This window comes from Streptomyces sp. NPDC058221 (assembly GCF_042882365.1).
Taxonomy (GTDB): Bacteria; Actinomycetota; Actinomycetes; order Streptomycetales; family Streptomycetaceae; genus Streptomyces.
Map to the genome: position 1 here is coordinate 1 of NZ_JBHVWF010000019.1, position 15809 is coordinate 15809.

Here is a 15809-nt window from a genome sequence, read left to right on the forward strand (position 1 = left end):
AAACACCGCGCCCCCCTTCCCACCCCCCCCCAACATCCCCGGGGGCGGGCCCCCCCCCCCCCCGGGGGGCGGGCCCCCCCACCAAGGGGGGCGTGGGCCCCCCCCCGGGCTCCCCCCCCCCCCCTTCTCAGTTCTCTGGAACGCGATCTGAGGCAGCGCCCGCAGGTCCTGAACCGGCTCGGAAGCCGTCCCGAACGCCCTTCGGGACCGTCGTGCACGCGGTTCGCGACAGCTCCCGCCCTCCTCAGCTGTTCGAATACGTGCCGCGGAGGCGCTGTTCTCCACAGATCTGGGCAGAATCTGCCCTCCACAGCCTGGGGATTGAAAAGTTGTCCATACTGCTTCCACAGGCACGGCAGCCGATACTCCATCAGGCCAGCTCAGAGGGCTGGGGATTTGTGGTCAACAATGATCCACAGCCTGTGGACAAAATATTCGTCCACAGACCGCCGTCGTCGTTGTCCACCGGCGGCCCACAGGCCAGACGCTCTTGTCCCCAGCTTCTGGCCGCTTCTCCACACCTCTGTCCACTGTTCGGCAACACAACACCCGCTTTCACCGCACCGAGTGAAAGGCGTCACACCGAGGGGGTCGGTTGGCCTGTGGGGAAGGTGGGTAAAGCTGGGGACAGGCCTGGGGAGAAACCCCCCTGCCCTGTGCACCGGTTGTGCAGAACTTTCGGGTGTCCACAGAAACCCCGGGTTGTCCACCGGTTCCGCCCACAGGGTCGGTGGACAAAAAACAGGGTCTGACCTGCGAAAACGACGTTATCCACGGTTTCCACAGGCCCTACTACTACTGCTACCTCTAGTTAGCCCGGAATCCGCTTCGAAGTGGGGCCTGTGCACAACTCGGCGCCGGAGCTCACCGAACCTCTTGTCGCGACTTGACCCCGAGCAGCACCGAGTGTCGGTGCCGTACGTCAGACTGGTCCCCGGCGTCCTCCCCCTGTCATGGGTGGAGCGACCCGATCCAGACGACGAAGGCCAGCAGGGCGAGCGAGCAACAGCAGGAGGCGGTTCCGGTGAAGATCCGGGTGGAGCGCGATGTACTCGCGGAGGCTGTGGCCTGGGTGGCCCGTAGCCTCCCGGCCCGTCCGCCGGCGCCCGTTCTTGCGGGCCTTCTGCTGAAGGCTGAGGACGGGGCCCTCAGCTTCTCGAGCTTCGACTACGAGGTCTCGGCCCGGGTCTCGGTGGACGCCGAGATCGAGGAGGACGGCACGGTGCTCGTGTCCGGCCGGCTGCTCGCCGACATCTGCCGCGCCCTGCCGAACCGGCCGGTGGAGATCTCCACAGACGGTGTACGGGCGACCGTCGCCTGCGGCTCCTCGCGATTCACACTCCACACCCTTCCTGTGGAGGAGTACCCGGCGCTGCCCGAGATGCCGACGGCGACCGGCACGGTCCCCGGTGAGGTCTTCGCCTCGGCCGCCGCCCAGGTCGCCATCGCAGCGGGCCGCGACGACACGCTGCCCGTGCTCACCGGCGTGCGCATCGAGATCGAGGGCGACACCGTCACCCTCGCCTCCACCGACCGCTACCGCTTCGCGGTCCGCGAGTTCCTCTGGAAGCCGGAGAACGCCGACGCATCCGCCGTCGCCCTGGTGCCCGCCAAGACGCTGCTGGACACCGCCAAGGCGCTCACCAGCGGCGATACGGTGACGCTGGCGCTGTCGGGCTCCGGTGCCGGTGAGGGTCTCATCGGCTTCGAGGGCGCCGGCCGGCGGACGACCACCCGGCTGCTCGAAGGCGATCTGCCGAAGTACCGCACGCTGTTCCCGACGGAGTTCAACACCGTCGCGGTCATCGAGACGGCCCCGTTCGTCGAGGCCGTCAAGCGCGTCGCCCTGGTGGCCGAGCGGAACACTCCGGTGCGGCTCAGCTTCGAGCAGGGTGTGCTGATCCTGGAAGCGGGATCCAGCGACGATGCACAGGCTGTGGAGCGGGTCGACGCGGTCCTGGAGGGCGACGACATCTCGATCGCCTTCAACCCGACCTTCCTGCTGGACGGCCTGAGCGCGATCGACTCCCCGGTCGCCCAGCTCTCCTTCACGACGTCGACCAAGCCCGCGCTGCTCAGCGGCCGTCCGGCCGTGGACGCCGAGGCGGACGACGCGTACAAGTACCTGATCATGCCGGTCCGCCTCTCCGGCTGATCCGGTCACCGGTCCTGTCACGGCAGGCCCCGACGGGCACGCTCAGCGCCGAGCATGTCCGTCGTCCTGTCCCCGGCCGGGCGTAGGCTCGGTCCTGGGTACGAATCGGCACAACGCTTAAGGAATCTCTGATGGAGATCGGTCTCGTCGGCCTCGGCAAGATGGGCGGCAACATGCGCGAGCGCATCCGCCGCGCAGGCCACACCGTCATCGGTTACGACCGCAACCCGGACGTCGCCGATGTCCACAGCCTCGAAGAGCTTGTGGGCAAGCTGAAGGGCCCCCGGGTCGTGTGGGTGATGGTCCCGGCAGGCGCCGCGACCCAGTCCACCGTCGACGAGCTGTCCGAGCTGCTCTCGCCCGGTGACATCGTCGTGGACGGCGGAAACTCCCGCTGGACCGACGACGAGAAGCACGCGGTCGAGCTCGGCATCAAGGGCATCGGGTTCGTCGACTGCGGCGTCTCCGGCGGTGTCTGGGGCCTGGAGAACGGCTACGCGCTGATGTACGGCGGCGACGCCGAGAACGTCGCGAAGGTCCAGCCGGTCTTCGACGCGCTCAAGCCCGAGGGCGACTTCGGTTCCGTCCACGCGGGCAAGGTCGGCGCCGGCCACTTCGCCAAGATGGTTCACAACGGCATCGAGTACGCCATGATGCAGGCCTACGCCGAGGGCTGGGAGCTCCTGGAGAAGGTCGACTCCGTCACCGACGTGCGCGAGGTCTTCCGCTCCTGGCAGGAGGGCACGGTCATCCGTTCCTGGCTGCTCGACCTCGCGGTCAACGCCCTGGACGACGACGAGCACCTGGACCAGCTCCGCGGCTTCGCAGCGGACTCCGGCGAGGGCCGCTGGACGGTGGAGGCCGCGATCGACAACGCGGTGCCGCTGCCCGCGATCACCGCGTCCCTCTTCGCCCGGTTCGCCTCGCGCCAGGACGACTCCCCGCAGATGAAGATGATCGCCGCGCTGCGCAACCAGTTCGGTGGCCACGCGGTCGAGAACAAGAAGTAGCAGCAACGAGCAGCGGGCCGGACCGGAGCGTCCGTCCCGCACTACGCGCACGGAGCAGGAAGCCGGAAAGGTCGGCGTACACCATGCATGTCACGCATCTGTCGCTGGCCGACTTCCGCTCGTACGCCCGGGTCGAGGTGCCTCTCGACCCGGGCGTCACCGCGTTCGTGGGGGCCAACGGCCAGGGCAAGACGAATCTGGTCGAGGCCGTCGGCTATCTCGCCACACTCGGCAGCCACCGGGTCTCCTCCGATGCGCCCCTGGTGCGCATGGGAGCGGAGCGGGCCGTCATCAGGGCTGCCGTCACCCAGGGCGAGCGCTCGCAGCTGGTGGAGCTCGAGCTGAACCCGGGCAAGGCCAATCGCGCCAGGATCAATCGGTCATCGCAGGTCAGACCGCGTGATGTGCTCGGCATCGTCCGAACGGTGCTGTTCGCGCCCGAGGATCTGGCGCTGGTCAAGGGCGATCCGGGTGAGCGCCGCCGGTTCCTGGACGAACTGGTCACGGCGCGGTCGCCGCGGATGGCCGGGGTGCGGTCGGACTACGAGCGGGTGCTCAAGCAGCGGAACACGCTGCTGAAGTCGGCGGCGATGGCGCGCAGGCACGGCGGAAGGTCGATGGATCTCTCGACGCTCGACGTATGGGACCAGCATCTGGGCCGGGTGGGCGCCGAGCTGCTGGCGCAGCGGCTCGACCTGATCGCGACGATGCGGCCGCTGACGGACAAGGCGTACGCGGACGTGGCGCCCGGCGGCGGCCCGGTGACGCTGGAGTACCGCAGCTCGGTGGGCGCGGAGGTGGATCCCGCGCGTACGCGCGAGGAGCTGTACGCGCAGCTGATCGCGGCCCTCGCCGAGGTGCGCAAGCAGGAGATCGAGCGCGGTGTGACGCTGGTCGGCCCGCACCGTGACGATCTGGTGCTGGGGCTGCGGTCCATGCCGGCCAAGGGGTACGCGAGCCACGGGGAGTCGTGGTCGTACGCGCTGGCCCTGCGGCTTGCCTCGTACGATCTGCTGCGTTCCGAGGGCAACGAACCCGTGCTGGTCCTGGACGACGTCTTCGCCGAGCTGGACGCGCGGCGGCGTGAGCGCCTTGCCGAGCTGGTGGCGCCGGGCGAGCAGGTGCTGGTGACGGCCGCGGTGGACGATGACGTCCCCGGGGTGCTGGCGGGCACGCGGTACGCGGTGTCGGCGGGCGAGGTGGAGCGGCTGTGAGCGGCGCCGCGGACAGTCCTGAGCAGCTCCCGGAAGGCGGCCCGGCCGGGACGCCGCCCAAGCCGTCGTCCGGGGCGGCGAAACCGCCGGAGCCCTCGGGAGTGGACCTGGCGCGGGTGGCGTTGCGCGCGGCGAAGGAGCAGGCGCGGGCGCGCGGTGCGGCCGCGCAGCAGAAGAAGCAGGCCGGACGGGGCGGGGGGCTGCGGTCCGGGGCGCGGGCGGACGGCCGCGATCCGCTGCCGCTGGGTGCGGCGATCAATCGGCTGATCACCGAACGGGGCTGGGAGGCGCCGGCGGCGGTGGGCGGTGTGATGGGCCGCTGGCCGCAGATCGTAGGTGATGATCTGGCCAATCATTGTGTGCCGTTGCGTTACGACGACGATCCCGCGGAGCGAGTGCTGACGGTCCAGTGCGATTCGACGGCGTGGGCGACGCAGCTGCGGCTGCTGGCGCCGCAGCTGGTGGCCCGGCTGAACGCGGATCTGGGGCACGGGACCGTGCGGATGATCAAGGTGCTGGGGCCGGGAGGCCCGCAGCGCAGATTCGGTCCGCTGCGTGCACCGGGCAGCAAGGGACCGGGCGACACCTACGGCTGACCTGGCCTTTTACCGTTCTCGTGGGGTGGCGCCCCGGCTCCGGGCGCGGCAGTCACGGCGGGGTGCGGCCCGCTTGTTCCCGAGGCCTCGGGCCCTGTGTCGTACGGCTGTGCGGCGGTGGAAACCGTACGGAGTCGAGCGGGCGTCCCTCACGGTAGCCGGAGGTTGACAGGCCGAAGCGCTCAACGCCCGTGTGAGCCTCTTGAGGCCCCTTCCCGAATATGGGGAGTCGTCAGGCGCTCATTCAGGGCGGCACATGCGGACTCAGGTACCGGCAAACCCCCATTCGGGTCGGCGCTACCGGTAGACTGGTGGACAATCCCGCGTCCTTGCGGGATTCGTCGATACAAGCCGAACGACGCAGCCGCTCCCGCCTGCCCGGAGAACGGCCTGTGCTGTGCCAGAAAGGGCGCTTCGTGGCCGATTCCGGCAACCCCAACGACAACATTCCGTCCACCCCCGGTGAGAGCGTCGTCGCTTCCGCCTTGAACGAGGTGACAGCCTCGTACGACGCCAGCGCGATCACCGTCCTGGAGGGCCTGGACGCGGTCCGCAAGCGACCCGGCATGTACATCGGCTCGACCGGTGAGCGAGGGCTGCACCACCTGGTGCAGGAGGTCGTCGACAACTCGGTCGACGAGGCGATGGCCGGGCACGCGGACACCATCGACGTCACGATCCTCGCCGACGGCGGGGTGCGCGTGATCGACAACGGCCGCGGTATCCCGGTCGGCATCGTGCCGTCCGAAGGCAAGCCGGCCGTCGAGGTCGTGCTCACCGTCCTGCACGCGGGCGGAAAGTTCGGCGGCGGCGGTTACGCCGTCTCCGGTGGTCTGCACGGCGTCGGTGTGTCCGTCGTCAATGCCCTGTCCACCCGGGTCTCCGTCGAGGTCAAGACGGACGGCTACCGCTGGACGCAGGACTACAAGCTCGGCGTCCCGACGGCCCCGCTGGCCCGTAACGAGGCCATCGACGAGACGGGGACGTCCGTCACGTTCTGGGCCGACGGCGACATCTTCGAGACGACCGAGTACTCCTTCGAGACCCTCTCGCGTCGCTTCCAGGAGATGGCCTTCCTCAACAAGGGCCTCACCCTCAAGCTCACCGACGAGCGGGAGTCGGCGAAGGCGACCGCCGGCGCGGACAGCGTCGAGGCGGTCGACGTACCCGAGGAGGAGCCGAACCGGACGGTCACGTACCACTACGAAAACGGCATCGTCGATTTCGTGAAGTACCTGAACTCCCGCAAGGGCGATGTCATCCACCAGTCGGTGATCGACATCGAGGCCGAGGACAAGGAGCGTCTCCTCTCGGCCGAGATCGCCATGCAGTGGAACACGCAGTACAGCGAGGGGGTCTACTCCTTCGCCAACGCGATCCACACGCATGAGGGCGGTACGCACGAGGAGGGCTTCCGTGCGGCGCTGACCTCGCTGGTGAACCGGTACGCGCGCGACAAGAAGCTGCTGCGCGAGAAGGACGACAACCTCACCGGTGAGGACGTTCGCGAGGGTCTGACGGCGATCATCTCGGTCAAGCTGGGCGAGCCGCAGTTCGAGGGCCAGACGAAGACCAAGCTGGGCAACACGGAGGCCAAGACCTTCGTGCAGAAGGTCGTCCACGAGCAGCTGACGGACTGGTTCGACCGGAACCCCAACGAGGCCGCCGACATCATCCGCAAGGGCATCGCCGCCTCGACCGCCCGCGTGGCGGCCCGCAAGGCGCGTGACCTGACCCGTCGCAAGGGGCTCCTGGAGAGTGCCTCGCTGCCGGGCAAGCTCAGCGACTGCCAGTCCAACGACCCGACGAAGTGCGAGATCTTCATCGTCGAGGGTGACTCCGCCGGTGGTTCGGCGAAGTCCGGCCGTAACCCGATGTACCAGGCCATCCTGCCGATCCGCGGCAAGATCCTGAACGTCGAGAAGGCCCGCATCGACAAGATCCTGCAGAACACCGAGGTCCAGGCGCTGATCTCGGCCTTCGGCACCGGGGTCCACGAGGACTTCGACATCGAGAAGCTCCGCTATCACAAGATCATTCTGATGGCGGACGCCGACGTCGACGGTCAGCACATCAACACCCTGCTGCTCACGTTCCTCTTCCGCTTCATGCGACCGCTGGTCGAGGCCGGGCACGTCTACCTCTCGCGCCCGCCGCTCTACAAGATCAAGTGGGGCCGGGACGACTTCGAGTACGCGTACTCGGACCGCGAGCGCGACGCCCTCGTGGCCCTCGGCAAGCAGAACGGCAAGCGGATCAAGGAAGACTCGATCCAGCGCTTCAAGGGTCTCGGCGAGATGAACGCCGAGGAGCTGCGCGTCACCACGATGGACGTCGACCACCGAGTCCTCGGCCAGGTCACGCTCGACGACGCGGCGCAGGCCGACGACCTGTTCTCGGTGCTGATGGGTGAGGACGTCGAGGCACGACGCTCGTTCATCCAGCGCAACGCCAAGGACGTCCGCTTCCTCGACATCTGAGTCGGCCCTAACAGCAAGCCGCAGCGCGAAAGGACTTTGACCAGCAATGGCCGACGAGAACACCCCTGCCCCCGTGACGCCAGAAGAGGTTCCGCCCGTGGAGGGCGTGGGCATGCGTGTCGAGCCCGTCGGGCTTGAGACGGAGATGCAGCGCTCCTACCTCGACTACGCGATGTCCGTCATCGTGTCGCGTGCGCTGCCCGACGTGCGGGACGGCCTCAAGCCCGTCCACCGCCGGGTGCTGTACGCGATGTACGACGGCGGCTACCGGCCCGAGAAGGGCTTCTACAAGTGCGCCCGCGTCGTCGGTGACGTCATGGGTACGTACCACCCGCACGGCGACGCCTCGATCTACGACGCGCTTGTGCGCCTGGCGCAGCACTGGTCGATGCGCATGCCGCTGGTGGACTCCAACGGCAACTTCGGTTCCCCGGGCAACGACCCGGCCGCCGCCATGCGGTACACCGAGTGCAAGATGATGCCGCTGTCCATGGAGATGGTCCGGGACATCGACGAGGAGACCGTCGACTTCCAGGACAACTACGACGGCCGCAACCAGGAGCCGACGGTCCTGCCGGCGCGCTTCCCGAACCTGCTGGTCAACGGCTCCGCGGGCATCGCGGTCGGCATGGCGACCAACATCCCGCCGCACAACCTGCGCGAGGTCGCCGCCGGTGCGCAGTGGTACCTGGAGCATCCGGAGGCCTCACAGGAAGAGCTCCTGGAGGCCCTGATCGAGCGGATCAAGGGCCCGGACTTCCCGACCGGGGCGCTCGTCGTGGGCCGCAAGGGCATCGAGGAGGCGTACCGCACGGGCCGTGGCTCGATCACGATGCGCGCGGTCGTGGCGGTCGAGGAGATCCAGAACCGCCAGTGCCTGGTGGTCACGGAGCTTCCGTACCAGACCAACCCCGACAACCTCGCGCAGAAGATCGCCGACCTGGTGAAGGACGGCAAGGTCGGGGGCATCGCCGACGTCCGTGACGAGACCTCCTCGCGTACGGGGCAGCGCCTGGTCGTCGTGCTCAAGCGGGACGCGGTCGCCAAGGTCGTACTGAACAACCTGTACAAGCACACCGATCTGCAGACCAACTTCGGCGCCAACATGCTGGCGCTGGTGGACGGGGTGCCGCGCACCCTGTCGATCGACGCGTTCATCCGCCACTGGGTGACGCATCAGATCGAGGTCATCGTCAGGCGTACGAAGTTCCGGCTGCGCAAGGCCGAGGAGCGGGCGCACATCCTGCGCGGCCTGCTCAAGGCCCTGGACGCGATCGACGAGGTCATCGCCCTCATCCGGCGCAGCAACACCGTGGAGATCGCGCGCGAGGGCCTGATGGGCCTCCTGGAGATCGACGAGATCCAGGCGAACGCGATCCTGGAGATGCAGCTGCGCCGGCTGGCCGCGCTGGAGCACCAGAAGATCACCGCCGAGCACGACGAGCTCCAGGCGAAGATCAATGAGTACAACGCGATCCTGGTGTCGCCCGAGCGGCAGCGGCAGATCGTCAGCGAGGAGCTGGCGGCGATCGTCGACAAGTTCGGCGACGACCGGTGCTCCAAGCTGGTGCCCTTCGACGGTGACATGTCCATCGAGGACCTGATCGCCGAGGAGGACATCGTCGTCACGATCTCTCGCGGCGGCTATGTGAAGCGCACGAAGACGGACGACTACCGCTCGCAGAAGCGCGGCGGCAAGGGCGTGCGCGGCACGAAGCTCAGGGAAGACGACATCGTCGACCACTTCTTCGTGTCGACGACGCACCACTGGCTGCTGTTCTTCACCAACAAGGGCCGGGTCTACCGGGCGAAGGCGTACGAGCTCCCGGACGCCGGCCGTGACGCGCGCGGTCAGCACGTGGCCAACCTGCTGGCCTTCCAGCCGGATGAGCAGATCGCGCAGATCCTGGCGATCCGCGACTACGACGCCGCGCCGTACCTGATTCTGGCCACGAAGGGCGGTCTCGTGAAGAAGACCGCGCTGAAGGACTACGACTCCCCGCGCGCCGGTGGCGTCATCGCCATCAACCTGCGCGAGACGGCGGACGGCTCGGACGACGAGCTGATCGGTGCGGAGCTGGTGTCGTCCGAGGACGATCTGCTGCTCATCAGCAAGAAGGCCCAGTCGATCAGGTTCACTGCGACGGACGATGCACTGCGCCCGATGGGCCGCGCCACATCGGGTGTCAAGGGCATGAGTTTCCGCGAGGGAGACGAACTTCTCTCGATGAATGTCGTCAGGCCCGGTACTTTCGTGTTCACTGCCACTGACGGCGGGTACGCGAAGCGGACCCCTGTTGACGAGTACCGCGTTCAGGGTCGCGGTGGCCTGGGCATCAAGGCCGCCAAGATCGTGGAGGACCGGGGCTCACTGGTCGGTGCGCTGGTGGTCGAGGCTACGGATGAGATCCTGGCCATCACGCTCGGCGGTGGTGTGATTCGTACGCGAGTCAACGAAGTCAGGGAGACGGGCCGTGACACCATGGGCGTCCAACTGATCAATCTGGGCAAGCGCGATGCCGTTGTCGGGATCGCTCGTAACGCCGAGGCGGGTCGCGAGGCCGAAGAGGTCGACGGGATCGTGGACGCCGACGACGAGACGGCCGAGGCAGTGTCGGCTGAGGCCACCACGGCCGACGCGGCTGCCGAGAGCACAGTCGAGGGCACGACGTCCTCGACCGGGGAGCACGAGGAGTAGAGCGTGAGTGGAGCCACGGGCGCCGGTTCGGCCGCTTCCGGAGCCGGCGCGAACGGTGCCCGTGGCCCTGCCACGGACTCCCAAGGGGGCACTGTGACGGATACCCGGGGTCCACAGCCCCAGTACGAGGGTTACGCGGCCGGGCCGCTGCCCGGTGAGCGGGAACCCGCACCGGGCCCAGCGGGGCCTTACCACCCGCCCCAGGCCTACCCCTCGCCCCCGGGCGGGACCCAGGGTGGCCGGCCGTCCCACGGAGCCCAGCAGGGCGGTGTGCCGGGCGTGGGCGCGGCACAGGCGTCCCGCAAGGCGCGGACGGGGGCGCGGACCACTCCGCGTACCCGCAAGGCGCGTCTGCGGGTGGCCAAGGCCGATCCGTGGTCGGTGATGAAGGTCAGCTTCCTGCTGTCCATCGCACTCGGCATCTGCACGGTGGTGGCGTCGGCGGTCCTGTGGATGGTGATGGACGCGATGGGCGTCTTCTCCACCGTGGGCGGCACGATCAGCGAGGCCACCGGTTCCAACGAGGGCAGCGGCTTCGATCTGCAGGCGTTCCTCTCGCTGCCCCGGGTCCTCATCTTCACCTCGGTCATCGCGGTGATCGATGTGGTGCTGGCCACCGCGCTGGCGACGCTGGGCGCCTTCATCTACAACTTGTCGGCGGGCTTCGTGGGCGGTGTCGAGCTCACGCTGGCCGAGGACGAGTAGCTACGCGGGTATCGATTTTGGGACTGGCCACGACGTGCGCTAATCTTCAGAAGTCAGCGCACAGCGCGGCGGGGCTATAGCTCAGTTGGTTAGAGCGCATCCCTGATAAGGATGAGGCCACAGGTTCAAATCCTGTTAGCCCCACAGTTGCAGCAGAAGGCCCGGACCCTCTTCGGAGAGTCCGGGCCTTCTGCGTGTATGAACCCTCCGGCGTGCGGGGCCGATGCCTGCGGGCGTTCCGTGAACACCGCCCCCGCGGGCTTCCCCCCGAACTCCGTTTCCGGAGCGCGGTGTCCGGACGCCCGCGCCCGGACTGCGCGCCGGGACTTGATTCCTGTGCCCTGGCTCTGTGACTGACCCCTGCGCCTGGCATCCGGGGTCCGCCCCCCGGTGTCCGGGGTCCCGGCTCGTGCAGAGCACGGCACGGCGGCTCAGCTGCGCTCCGGTGGTGGCCTGCAGGCCGGTGTGCTGCCGGGGCTGTCGTAGTGGGTCCGGTCGTTGTGGTGGCAGTGGCAGTGGCAGTGGCAGTGGCACGTCGGCGCCGGTGGGCGCACGGGAAAGCCCCCGTCCGGTGTGAACCGGCCCAGGGGCTCTGGAGGTCAGGTGCGGGGCTCTCAGGGTGGCAGCAGGGACGCGTCCCCCGCCGGGGCACCGTGCGAGGCGCGGGCGGTGCTGGTGGTGTTCGTGGTGTCCGTCGTGTCTGCGGACAGATGGCGGGTGGCGGGTGAGGAGCCGTGCGCCTCGGCGCGGATGCGCTGCTTCATCGTGGGTGGCAGTGCCCGGTCACGCGGAAGGGTCCATCGCACCGACGGGGTGGTCGCGGTTGCCGCGGTCGCACCCGTGTGCTGCTGGGTCGTGGCCGCCGGCTCCGTGACCGTGGCTTCCGTGGCCGACGCGGTGGAGCCGGCGAGGCCCAGTGCGGCGAGAAGTGCGAAGAACGCGGTGATGAAGGCGGTCCAGATGTTCTTGGCCGTGTGGGCGCTCATGGCCCCTCACTTTCAGGTGGTCCGGTTTGCTTACCTTTCCGATGATGTGGATCCGGCCCGCGATTTCTTGGACCGACGCCGCCGATGCGCCGATGTTCGTATGAACACCACTCGTATGGTTCAACCGGTCCCGATCCACCGGGCCCGACCCCTCTCCGGGGCCGGCGACACGGGTGGCCCGATCCTCCGACGATCGCTTTTCCACAGGCCCCAGTTGGGTTGCGGGGAGGTCACCGGTCGATATCGGCCGGTGTGTATAGTCGGGCGGCAGAAGTCCCCTACGCCAACGAAAGACGAGGTCGCGCGGTGAAGAAGCTTCTCCTGGTCGCACTGGCCGCCATCGGCGGGCTCCTCGTGTACCGCCAGATCCAGGCGGATCGCGCCGAGCAGGATCTGTGGACGGAGGCGACTGACTCCGTGCCCGCAGGTTCGGGTGTGTGAGACAGAACAGCCTGTCGCGGGCCCCGGTCGCTTCGAGCGGCCGGGGCCTCGTGCTGTTGCGGGACCGTGGCACCTGTGCTGTTGAGTTCGCCTACGTAAATCATTAGGTTGCTTGAGTAAATGAGCCGGTGATTTCGGTTCAGAGGGCATGGACGAGGGCACGTGAGCACCGCCGCACGGCCCGGGTGGGGACATCGGTCGGCGGGGTGCTGTTCGCCCTGGTGGCCGGCGCACTGCCGGCCGCGGCGGCGCCCGCCGCCTCGGGGACGACCGGATCCGACGGGAGCGGCAGCCTGGTCATGGTGCTCGACTCGTCCGGTTCCATGGGGGACGACGACGGCACGGGCCGGACCAGGATGGAGAGTGCCCGTACAGCCGTGGGCACGGTCGTGGACGGCCTTCCCGACGGCTACCCCACCGGCCTGCGGGTGTACGGTGCCGACCGGCCGCAGGGCTGCACGGACACCCGGCTGGTGCGCCCGGTGCGGAAGCTCGACCGGACCGCGGTGAAGCGGGCGGTCGCCGGCGTACGGCCCCGGGGCGACACCCCCATCGGCCTGTCGCTCCGGAAGGCGGCGCAGGATCTGCCGCAGCCCGCCCGGGGCGCCATCGGTACGCGCACGGTCCTGCTGATCTCCGACGGTGAGGACAACTGCGGTACGCCGCAGCCCTGCGAGGTCGCCGAGCAGCTCGGCAAGGAGGGGGTCGGGCTGCGGATCGACACCGTCGGCTTCCAGGTGAAGGGCGCGGCCCGCAAGCAGCTCGAATGCATCGCGAACGCCGGCAACGGCCGTTACTACGACGCCCCGGACGCCAAGGCGCTGGCCCGCCAGCTCCAGCGCGCCGCGCAGCTCTCCGCCGACGGCTATCGCTTCCGGGGCGAGCGGGCGAGCGGGCGAGCGGGTGACGGGGGCGGCCACGGCCGACGGCGCCCCCGTGCTCGTACCCGGGCAGTATCTGGACACCATCGGTCCGGGCGAGAAGCGGGATTACGCCGTCGGTCTGGACGCCGTGTCCACGGCCGACTCGCTGCGACGGCGGTGTCGCAGCCAGGGGCGTCCGTCGACACGTTCGACGCCCTGAGTACGAGGATCGAGTACGACGACCACGCTTCGTGCGGGACGGACACCGAACGCTTCCTGCAGAAGGAAGGGGCGGTCCCGCTGACATCGGCGGTCGCCCGAATCCGCTCGGAGGCCGGCACCCGCCCCTGTGACCGCGCGGGCCGGTACCGGCTGGTGGTGGAGCGGGAGAGCAAGAAGGGGTCCGATGCCGCACGCCGGCCGCTGGAGCTCGTGTACGGGGTCGAGGCGCCGTTGAAGAAGGGCGTGACGCCCGCCCGGTCGGAGGCGGAGTACGGCCGGGGCGACAAGGAGGCCACGCTGCCGGCGGGCGACCCCCGCGATGTGCGGGGCGGCACCGGCTTCAACGACGCCAGGACGACCGGGCAGGGCGTCTGGCGCGACCGGATCCTGCCGTCCCAGACGCTCTGGTACAAGGTTCCGGCCGGCTGGGGCCAGCAGGTGCGCTACGACGTCGAGTTCGCGAACGAGCCCACGGTGGAGCGCCCCTCCGCCACGTACTCCTACGGGGCGACCCGGCTCTACACGCCGGCCCGGTATCCGCTCACCGACGGCGGCGAGTTCACCCCGACGACGATGTACAACGGCCGCCCCTCGGCTCTCCGGATGGGCGGGGTCCCGGTCTCCTGGACCAACCGTTACGAGAGCCGGGGCAACGTACAGCCGGTGCATGCCGGGGGCGACTTCTACATTTCGCTGACGTTGGGTGCGCAGGCTGCGGAGATCGCGCAGAATCCGCAGATCGGTCTGGTGCTGCGGGTGTCGGTGTTCGGTGCCGAACGGGCCGGGCCGCAGCACGGAGCCCCTGTGCGGGCCGCTGACGACAGCGGTGCCGGCGAGCACGGAGCCAAGGATGCGGACAATAAGGGTGATTCGCCCGCGCACGCAGACAGCGGTGGTGCCGGAGGGGCAGGATGGACCGGCGTCGCGGCTGCTGCCGGGGCGGCCGTCATGGCCGCGCTGGTCGCCGTGTTCGTATATGTACGCAACCGCCGCGGGGCAGCCGCACGGACGACGAGGGGAAGTGCGTGATGAGGCAGCGCAGCAGGGGCCGGGCGACGCTGGCCGCAGTCGCGGCGATGTGCGCGGTGGCGGCGCTGCCGGGGCAGGCGTACGGGGCCGATGGGCCCGCCGCGTACGCCTTCGACCCGCAGGCGAAGAAGGTCGACGGCGCCGCGGTCAGCACCGATGCGAAGGCGCTCACGGCCGGATCGGTCTACCGGAGTTCGATCAAGTTCGGCCAGAAGCTCTACTACCGGCTGAACCTGGAGGCGACGACGAACGCGTACGTCTCGGCCGTCATCGTGCCCAAGGACGGCGGCAAGGTCGCCTACGGGGACGGCATCACGGTCAGCATCAGGGACAAGTCGGACCTGCAGTGCAGCTCGGAGAACGCCCACTTCGAGTCCGCGGAGTACGCGCGCCCCCTCGCCGCGTACGCCTATCGCAATGTGGACAAGGACAGCAGCAGCTGCCAGGGCGCCGGTACGTACAACGTCCTGATCGAGCGGGAGAACGAGGACACCTCGGGGCGCGGGGACTGGGAGCTGGAGATCCGGTACGCGTCGGAGCCGCAGCTCGCGAAGGGCCGGCCGAGGCCGACCGATGCTCCGGAGGACTGGCCGTCCGCTTCGCCGGAGCCGCCCGCCCAGGCCGCGGACAACCGCAGGCACGGCGGCAGCAGTTACTACGACGCGACGAGCCTGCAAACCGGTGAGTGGAAGGACGAGGTCGAGCCCGGACAGACCCTCTTCTACCGGGTCCCGGTGGACTGGGGGCAGCAGATCTTCGCCACCGCCGCTCTCGGTAACAGCACCGAACCCGACGTGGACGAGTACATCAGCGGCGCGCTCTCGATGTCCCTGGACAACCCGGCGCTCGGCCATGTCGGCTCCGCCGCCCCCCTGGCCTACTCGGGCAAGCCGGCTTCGGCGTCCCTGGACCCGGTGCCTCCGGTGGCGTACGAGAACAGGTTCGCGTCCAGCGGCAACGTCAGCGCGATGCGCTTCGCCGGCTGGTACTACCTGTCGGTGACGCTGAGCCCGGAGGTCGCCCAGTACTACGGCTCCAAGCCGTACCCGGTGACTCTCACGGTCAACGTCAAGGGCGAGGCCAAGGACGACACGCCTTACGCGGGCGACGCCGGGATCTTCGGTGTCACCCAGGGCGACAAGGACATGGCCAAGAACGGCCAGAGCGCCCCGCAGGCCGCCGAGAGCAAGAGCGACAAGATGAAGCTGGTCGGCGCGGCCGGCATCGGTGCGGGCGCCGTGCTGGTGCTCGGGCTGGGCGGCTGGATGCTGTTTGCCCGACGCGCAGCGGCCGCGGCACCGGCCGGGACGGCCGACAGCGCTCAGCAGCAGCCGTACGGAGGGCCGCCGCAGGCCTGGTAGCCGGGCGGGGGGCCGCTGCTGCCGGGGCGGACCGGACGCCGGAGCCGGG

11 protein-coding genes and 1 tRNA gene are annotated in these 15809 nt (G+C 69.1%); 11 read left to right on the forward strand and 1 reads right to left on the reverse strand.

Going from position 1 to position 15809, the window contains the following annotated elements; all coding sequences use genetic code 11:
• Window positions 1-1024 precede the first annotated feature (1024 nt).
• From dnaN to ACFVW8_RS09050, 8 genes are all read left to right on the forward strand, one after another.
• Window positions 1025-2155, forward strand: coding sequence for a DNA polymerase III subunit beta (gene dnaN, locus ACFVW8_RS09015; protein WP_389687644.1), 1131 nt, complete (start codon window positions 1025-1027; stop codon window positions 2153-2155).
• A 131-nt stretch (window positions 2156-2286) separates the two neighbouring features.
• The gene (gene gnd, locus ACFVW8_RS09020; RefSeq protein ID WP_389687646.1) at window positions 2287-3165 is read left to right on the forward strand and encodes a phosphogluconate dehydrogenase (NAD(+)-dependent, decarboxylating); all 879 of its coding nucleotides are present in this window, start codon (window positions 2287-2289) and stop codon (window positions 3163-3165) included.
• A gap of 83 nt (window positions 3166-3248) precedes the next feature.
• A complete protein-coding gene (recF, locus tag ACFVW8_RS09025; protein ID WP_389687648.1) occupies window positions 3249-4379 on the forward strand; it encodes a DNA replication/repair protein RecF in 1131 nt (376 codons plus the stop codon).
• Complete coding sequence (locus tag ACFVW8_RS09030; RefSeq protein ID WP_389687650.1) at window positions 4376-4975, forward strand: DUF721 domain-containing protein; 600 nt, start codon at window positions 4376-4378, stop codon at window positions 4973-4975. Before recF ends, ACFVW8_RS09030 begins: the two co-directional genes overlap by 4 nt.
• 392 nt (window positions 4976-5367) lie before the next feature.
• Window positions 5368-7455, forward strand: a complete 2088-nt coding sequence (gene gyrB, locus ACFVW8_RS09035) for a DNA topoisomerase (ATP-hydrolyzing) subunit B (RefSeq protein ID WP_389687652.1) — start codon at window positions 5368-5370, stop codon at window positions 7453-7455.
• A gap of 46 nt (window positions 7456-7501) precedes the next feature.
• Window positions 7502-10153: a DNA gyrase subunit A gene (gyrA, locus tag ACFVW8_RS09040; RefSeq protein ID WP_389687654.1), complete on the forward strand. Its 2652-nt coding sequence runs from the start codon at window positions 7502-7504 to the stop codon at window positions 10151-10153.
• Window positions 10154-10246: 93 nt separating this feature from the next.
• Entirely contained in the window at window positions 10247-10858 is a 612-nt protein-coding gene (locus ACFVW8_RS09045; RefSeq protein WP_389687656.1) for a DUF3566 domain-containing protein, read from the forward strand.
• Between the two features lie 70 nt (window positions 10859-10928).
• A tRNA-Ile gene (locus ACFVW8_RS09050) sits at window positions 10929-11002 on the forward strand.
• Between the two features lie 470 nt (window positions 11003-11472).
• On the opposite strand, the gene ACFVW8_RS09055 is transcribed toward ACFVW8_RS09050, so the two are convergent.
• Entirely contained in the window at window positions 11473-11844 is a 372-nt protein-coding gene (locus ACFVW8_RS09055; RefSeq protein ID WP_389687658.1) for a DUF6344 domain-containing protein, read from the reverse strand.
• A gap of 306 nt (window positions 11845-12150) precedes the next feature.
• On the opposite strand from ACFVW8_RS09055, the gene ACFVW8_RS09060 reads away from it, so the two are divergent.
• The 3 genes from ACFVW8_RS09060 to ACFVW8_RS09070 all read left to right on the forward strand — a co-directional run bounded on the left by ACFVW8_RS09060 (window position 12151) and on the right by ACFVW8_RS09070 (window position 15760).
• On the forward strand, window positions 12151-12285 hold the full coding sequence (locus ACFVW8_RS09060) for a DLW-39 family protein (RefSeq protein WP_003958712.1): 135 nt from the start codon (window positions 12151-12153) through the stop codon (window positions 12283-12285).
• A 128-nt stretch (window positions 12286-12413) separates the two neighbouring features.
• Complete coding sequence (locus ACFVW8_RS09065) at window positions 12414-14399, forward strand: VWA domain-containing protein (RefSeq protein WP_389687660.1); 1986 nt, start codon at window positions 12414-12416, stop codon at window positions 14397-14399.
• Window positions 14399-15760, forward strand: a complete 1362-nt coding sequence (locus ACFVW8_RS09070) for a hypothetical protein (RefSeq protein WP_389687662.1) — start codon at window positions 14399-14401, stop codon at window positions 15758-15760. The genes ACFVW8_RS09065 and ACFVW8_RS09070 overlap by 1 nt, the downstream gene beginning before the upstream one ends.
• Window positions 15761-15809 lie beyond the last annotated feature (49 nt).

What these genes read in the sequence shown, in the direction of transcription:
- ACFVW8_RS09055 (WP_389687658.1), bottom strand. Translation starts at nt 11,844, where the DNA reads ATGAGCGCCCACACGGCCAAGAACATCTGGACCGCCTTCATCACCGCG.
- recF (WP_389687648.1), top strand. Translation starts at nt 3,249, where the DNA reads ATGCATGTCACGCATCTGTCGCTGGCCGACTTCCGCTCGTACGCCCGG.
- ACFVW8_RS09070 (WP_389687662.1), top strand. Translation starts at nt 14,399, where the DNA reads ATGAGGCAGCGCAGCAGGGGCCGGGCGACGCTGGCCGCAGTCGCGGCG.
- gyrA (WP_389687654.1), top strand. Translation starts at nt 7,502, where the DNA reads ATGGCCGACGAGAACACCCCTGCCCCCGTGACGCCAGAAGAGGTTCCG.
- gnd (WP_389687646.1), top strand. Translation starts at nt 2,287, where the DNA reads ATGGAGATCGGTCTCGTCGGCCTCGGCAAGATGGGCGGCAACATGCGC.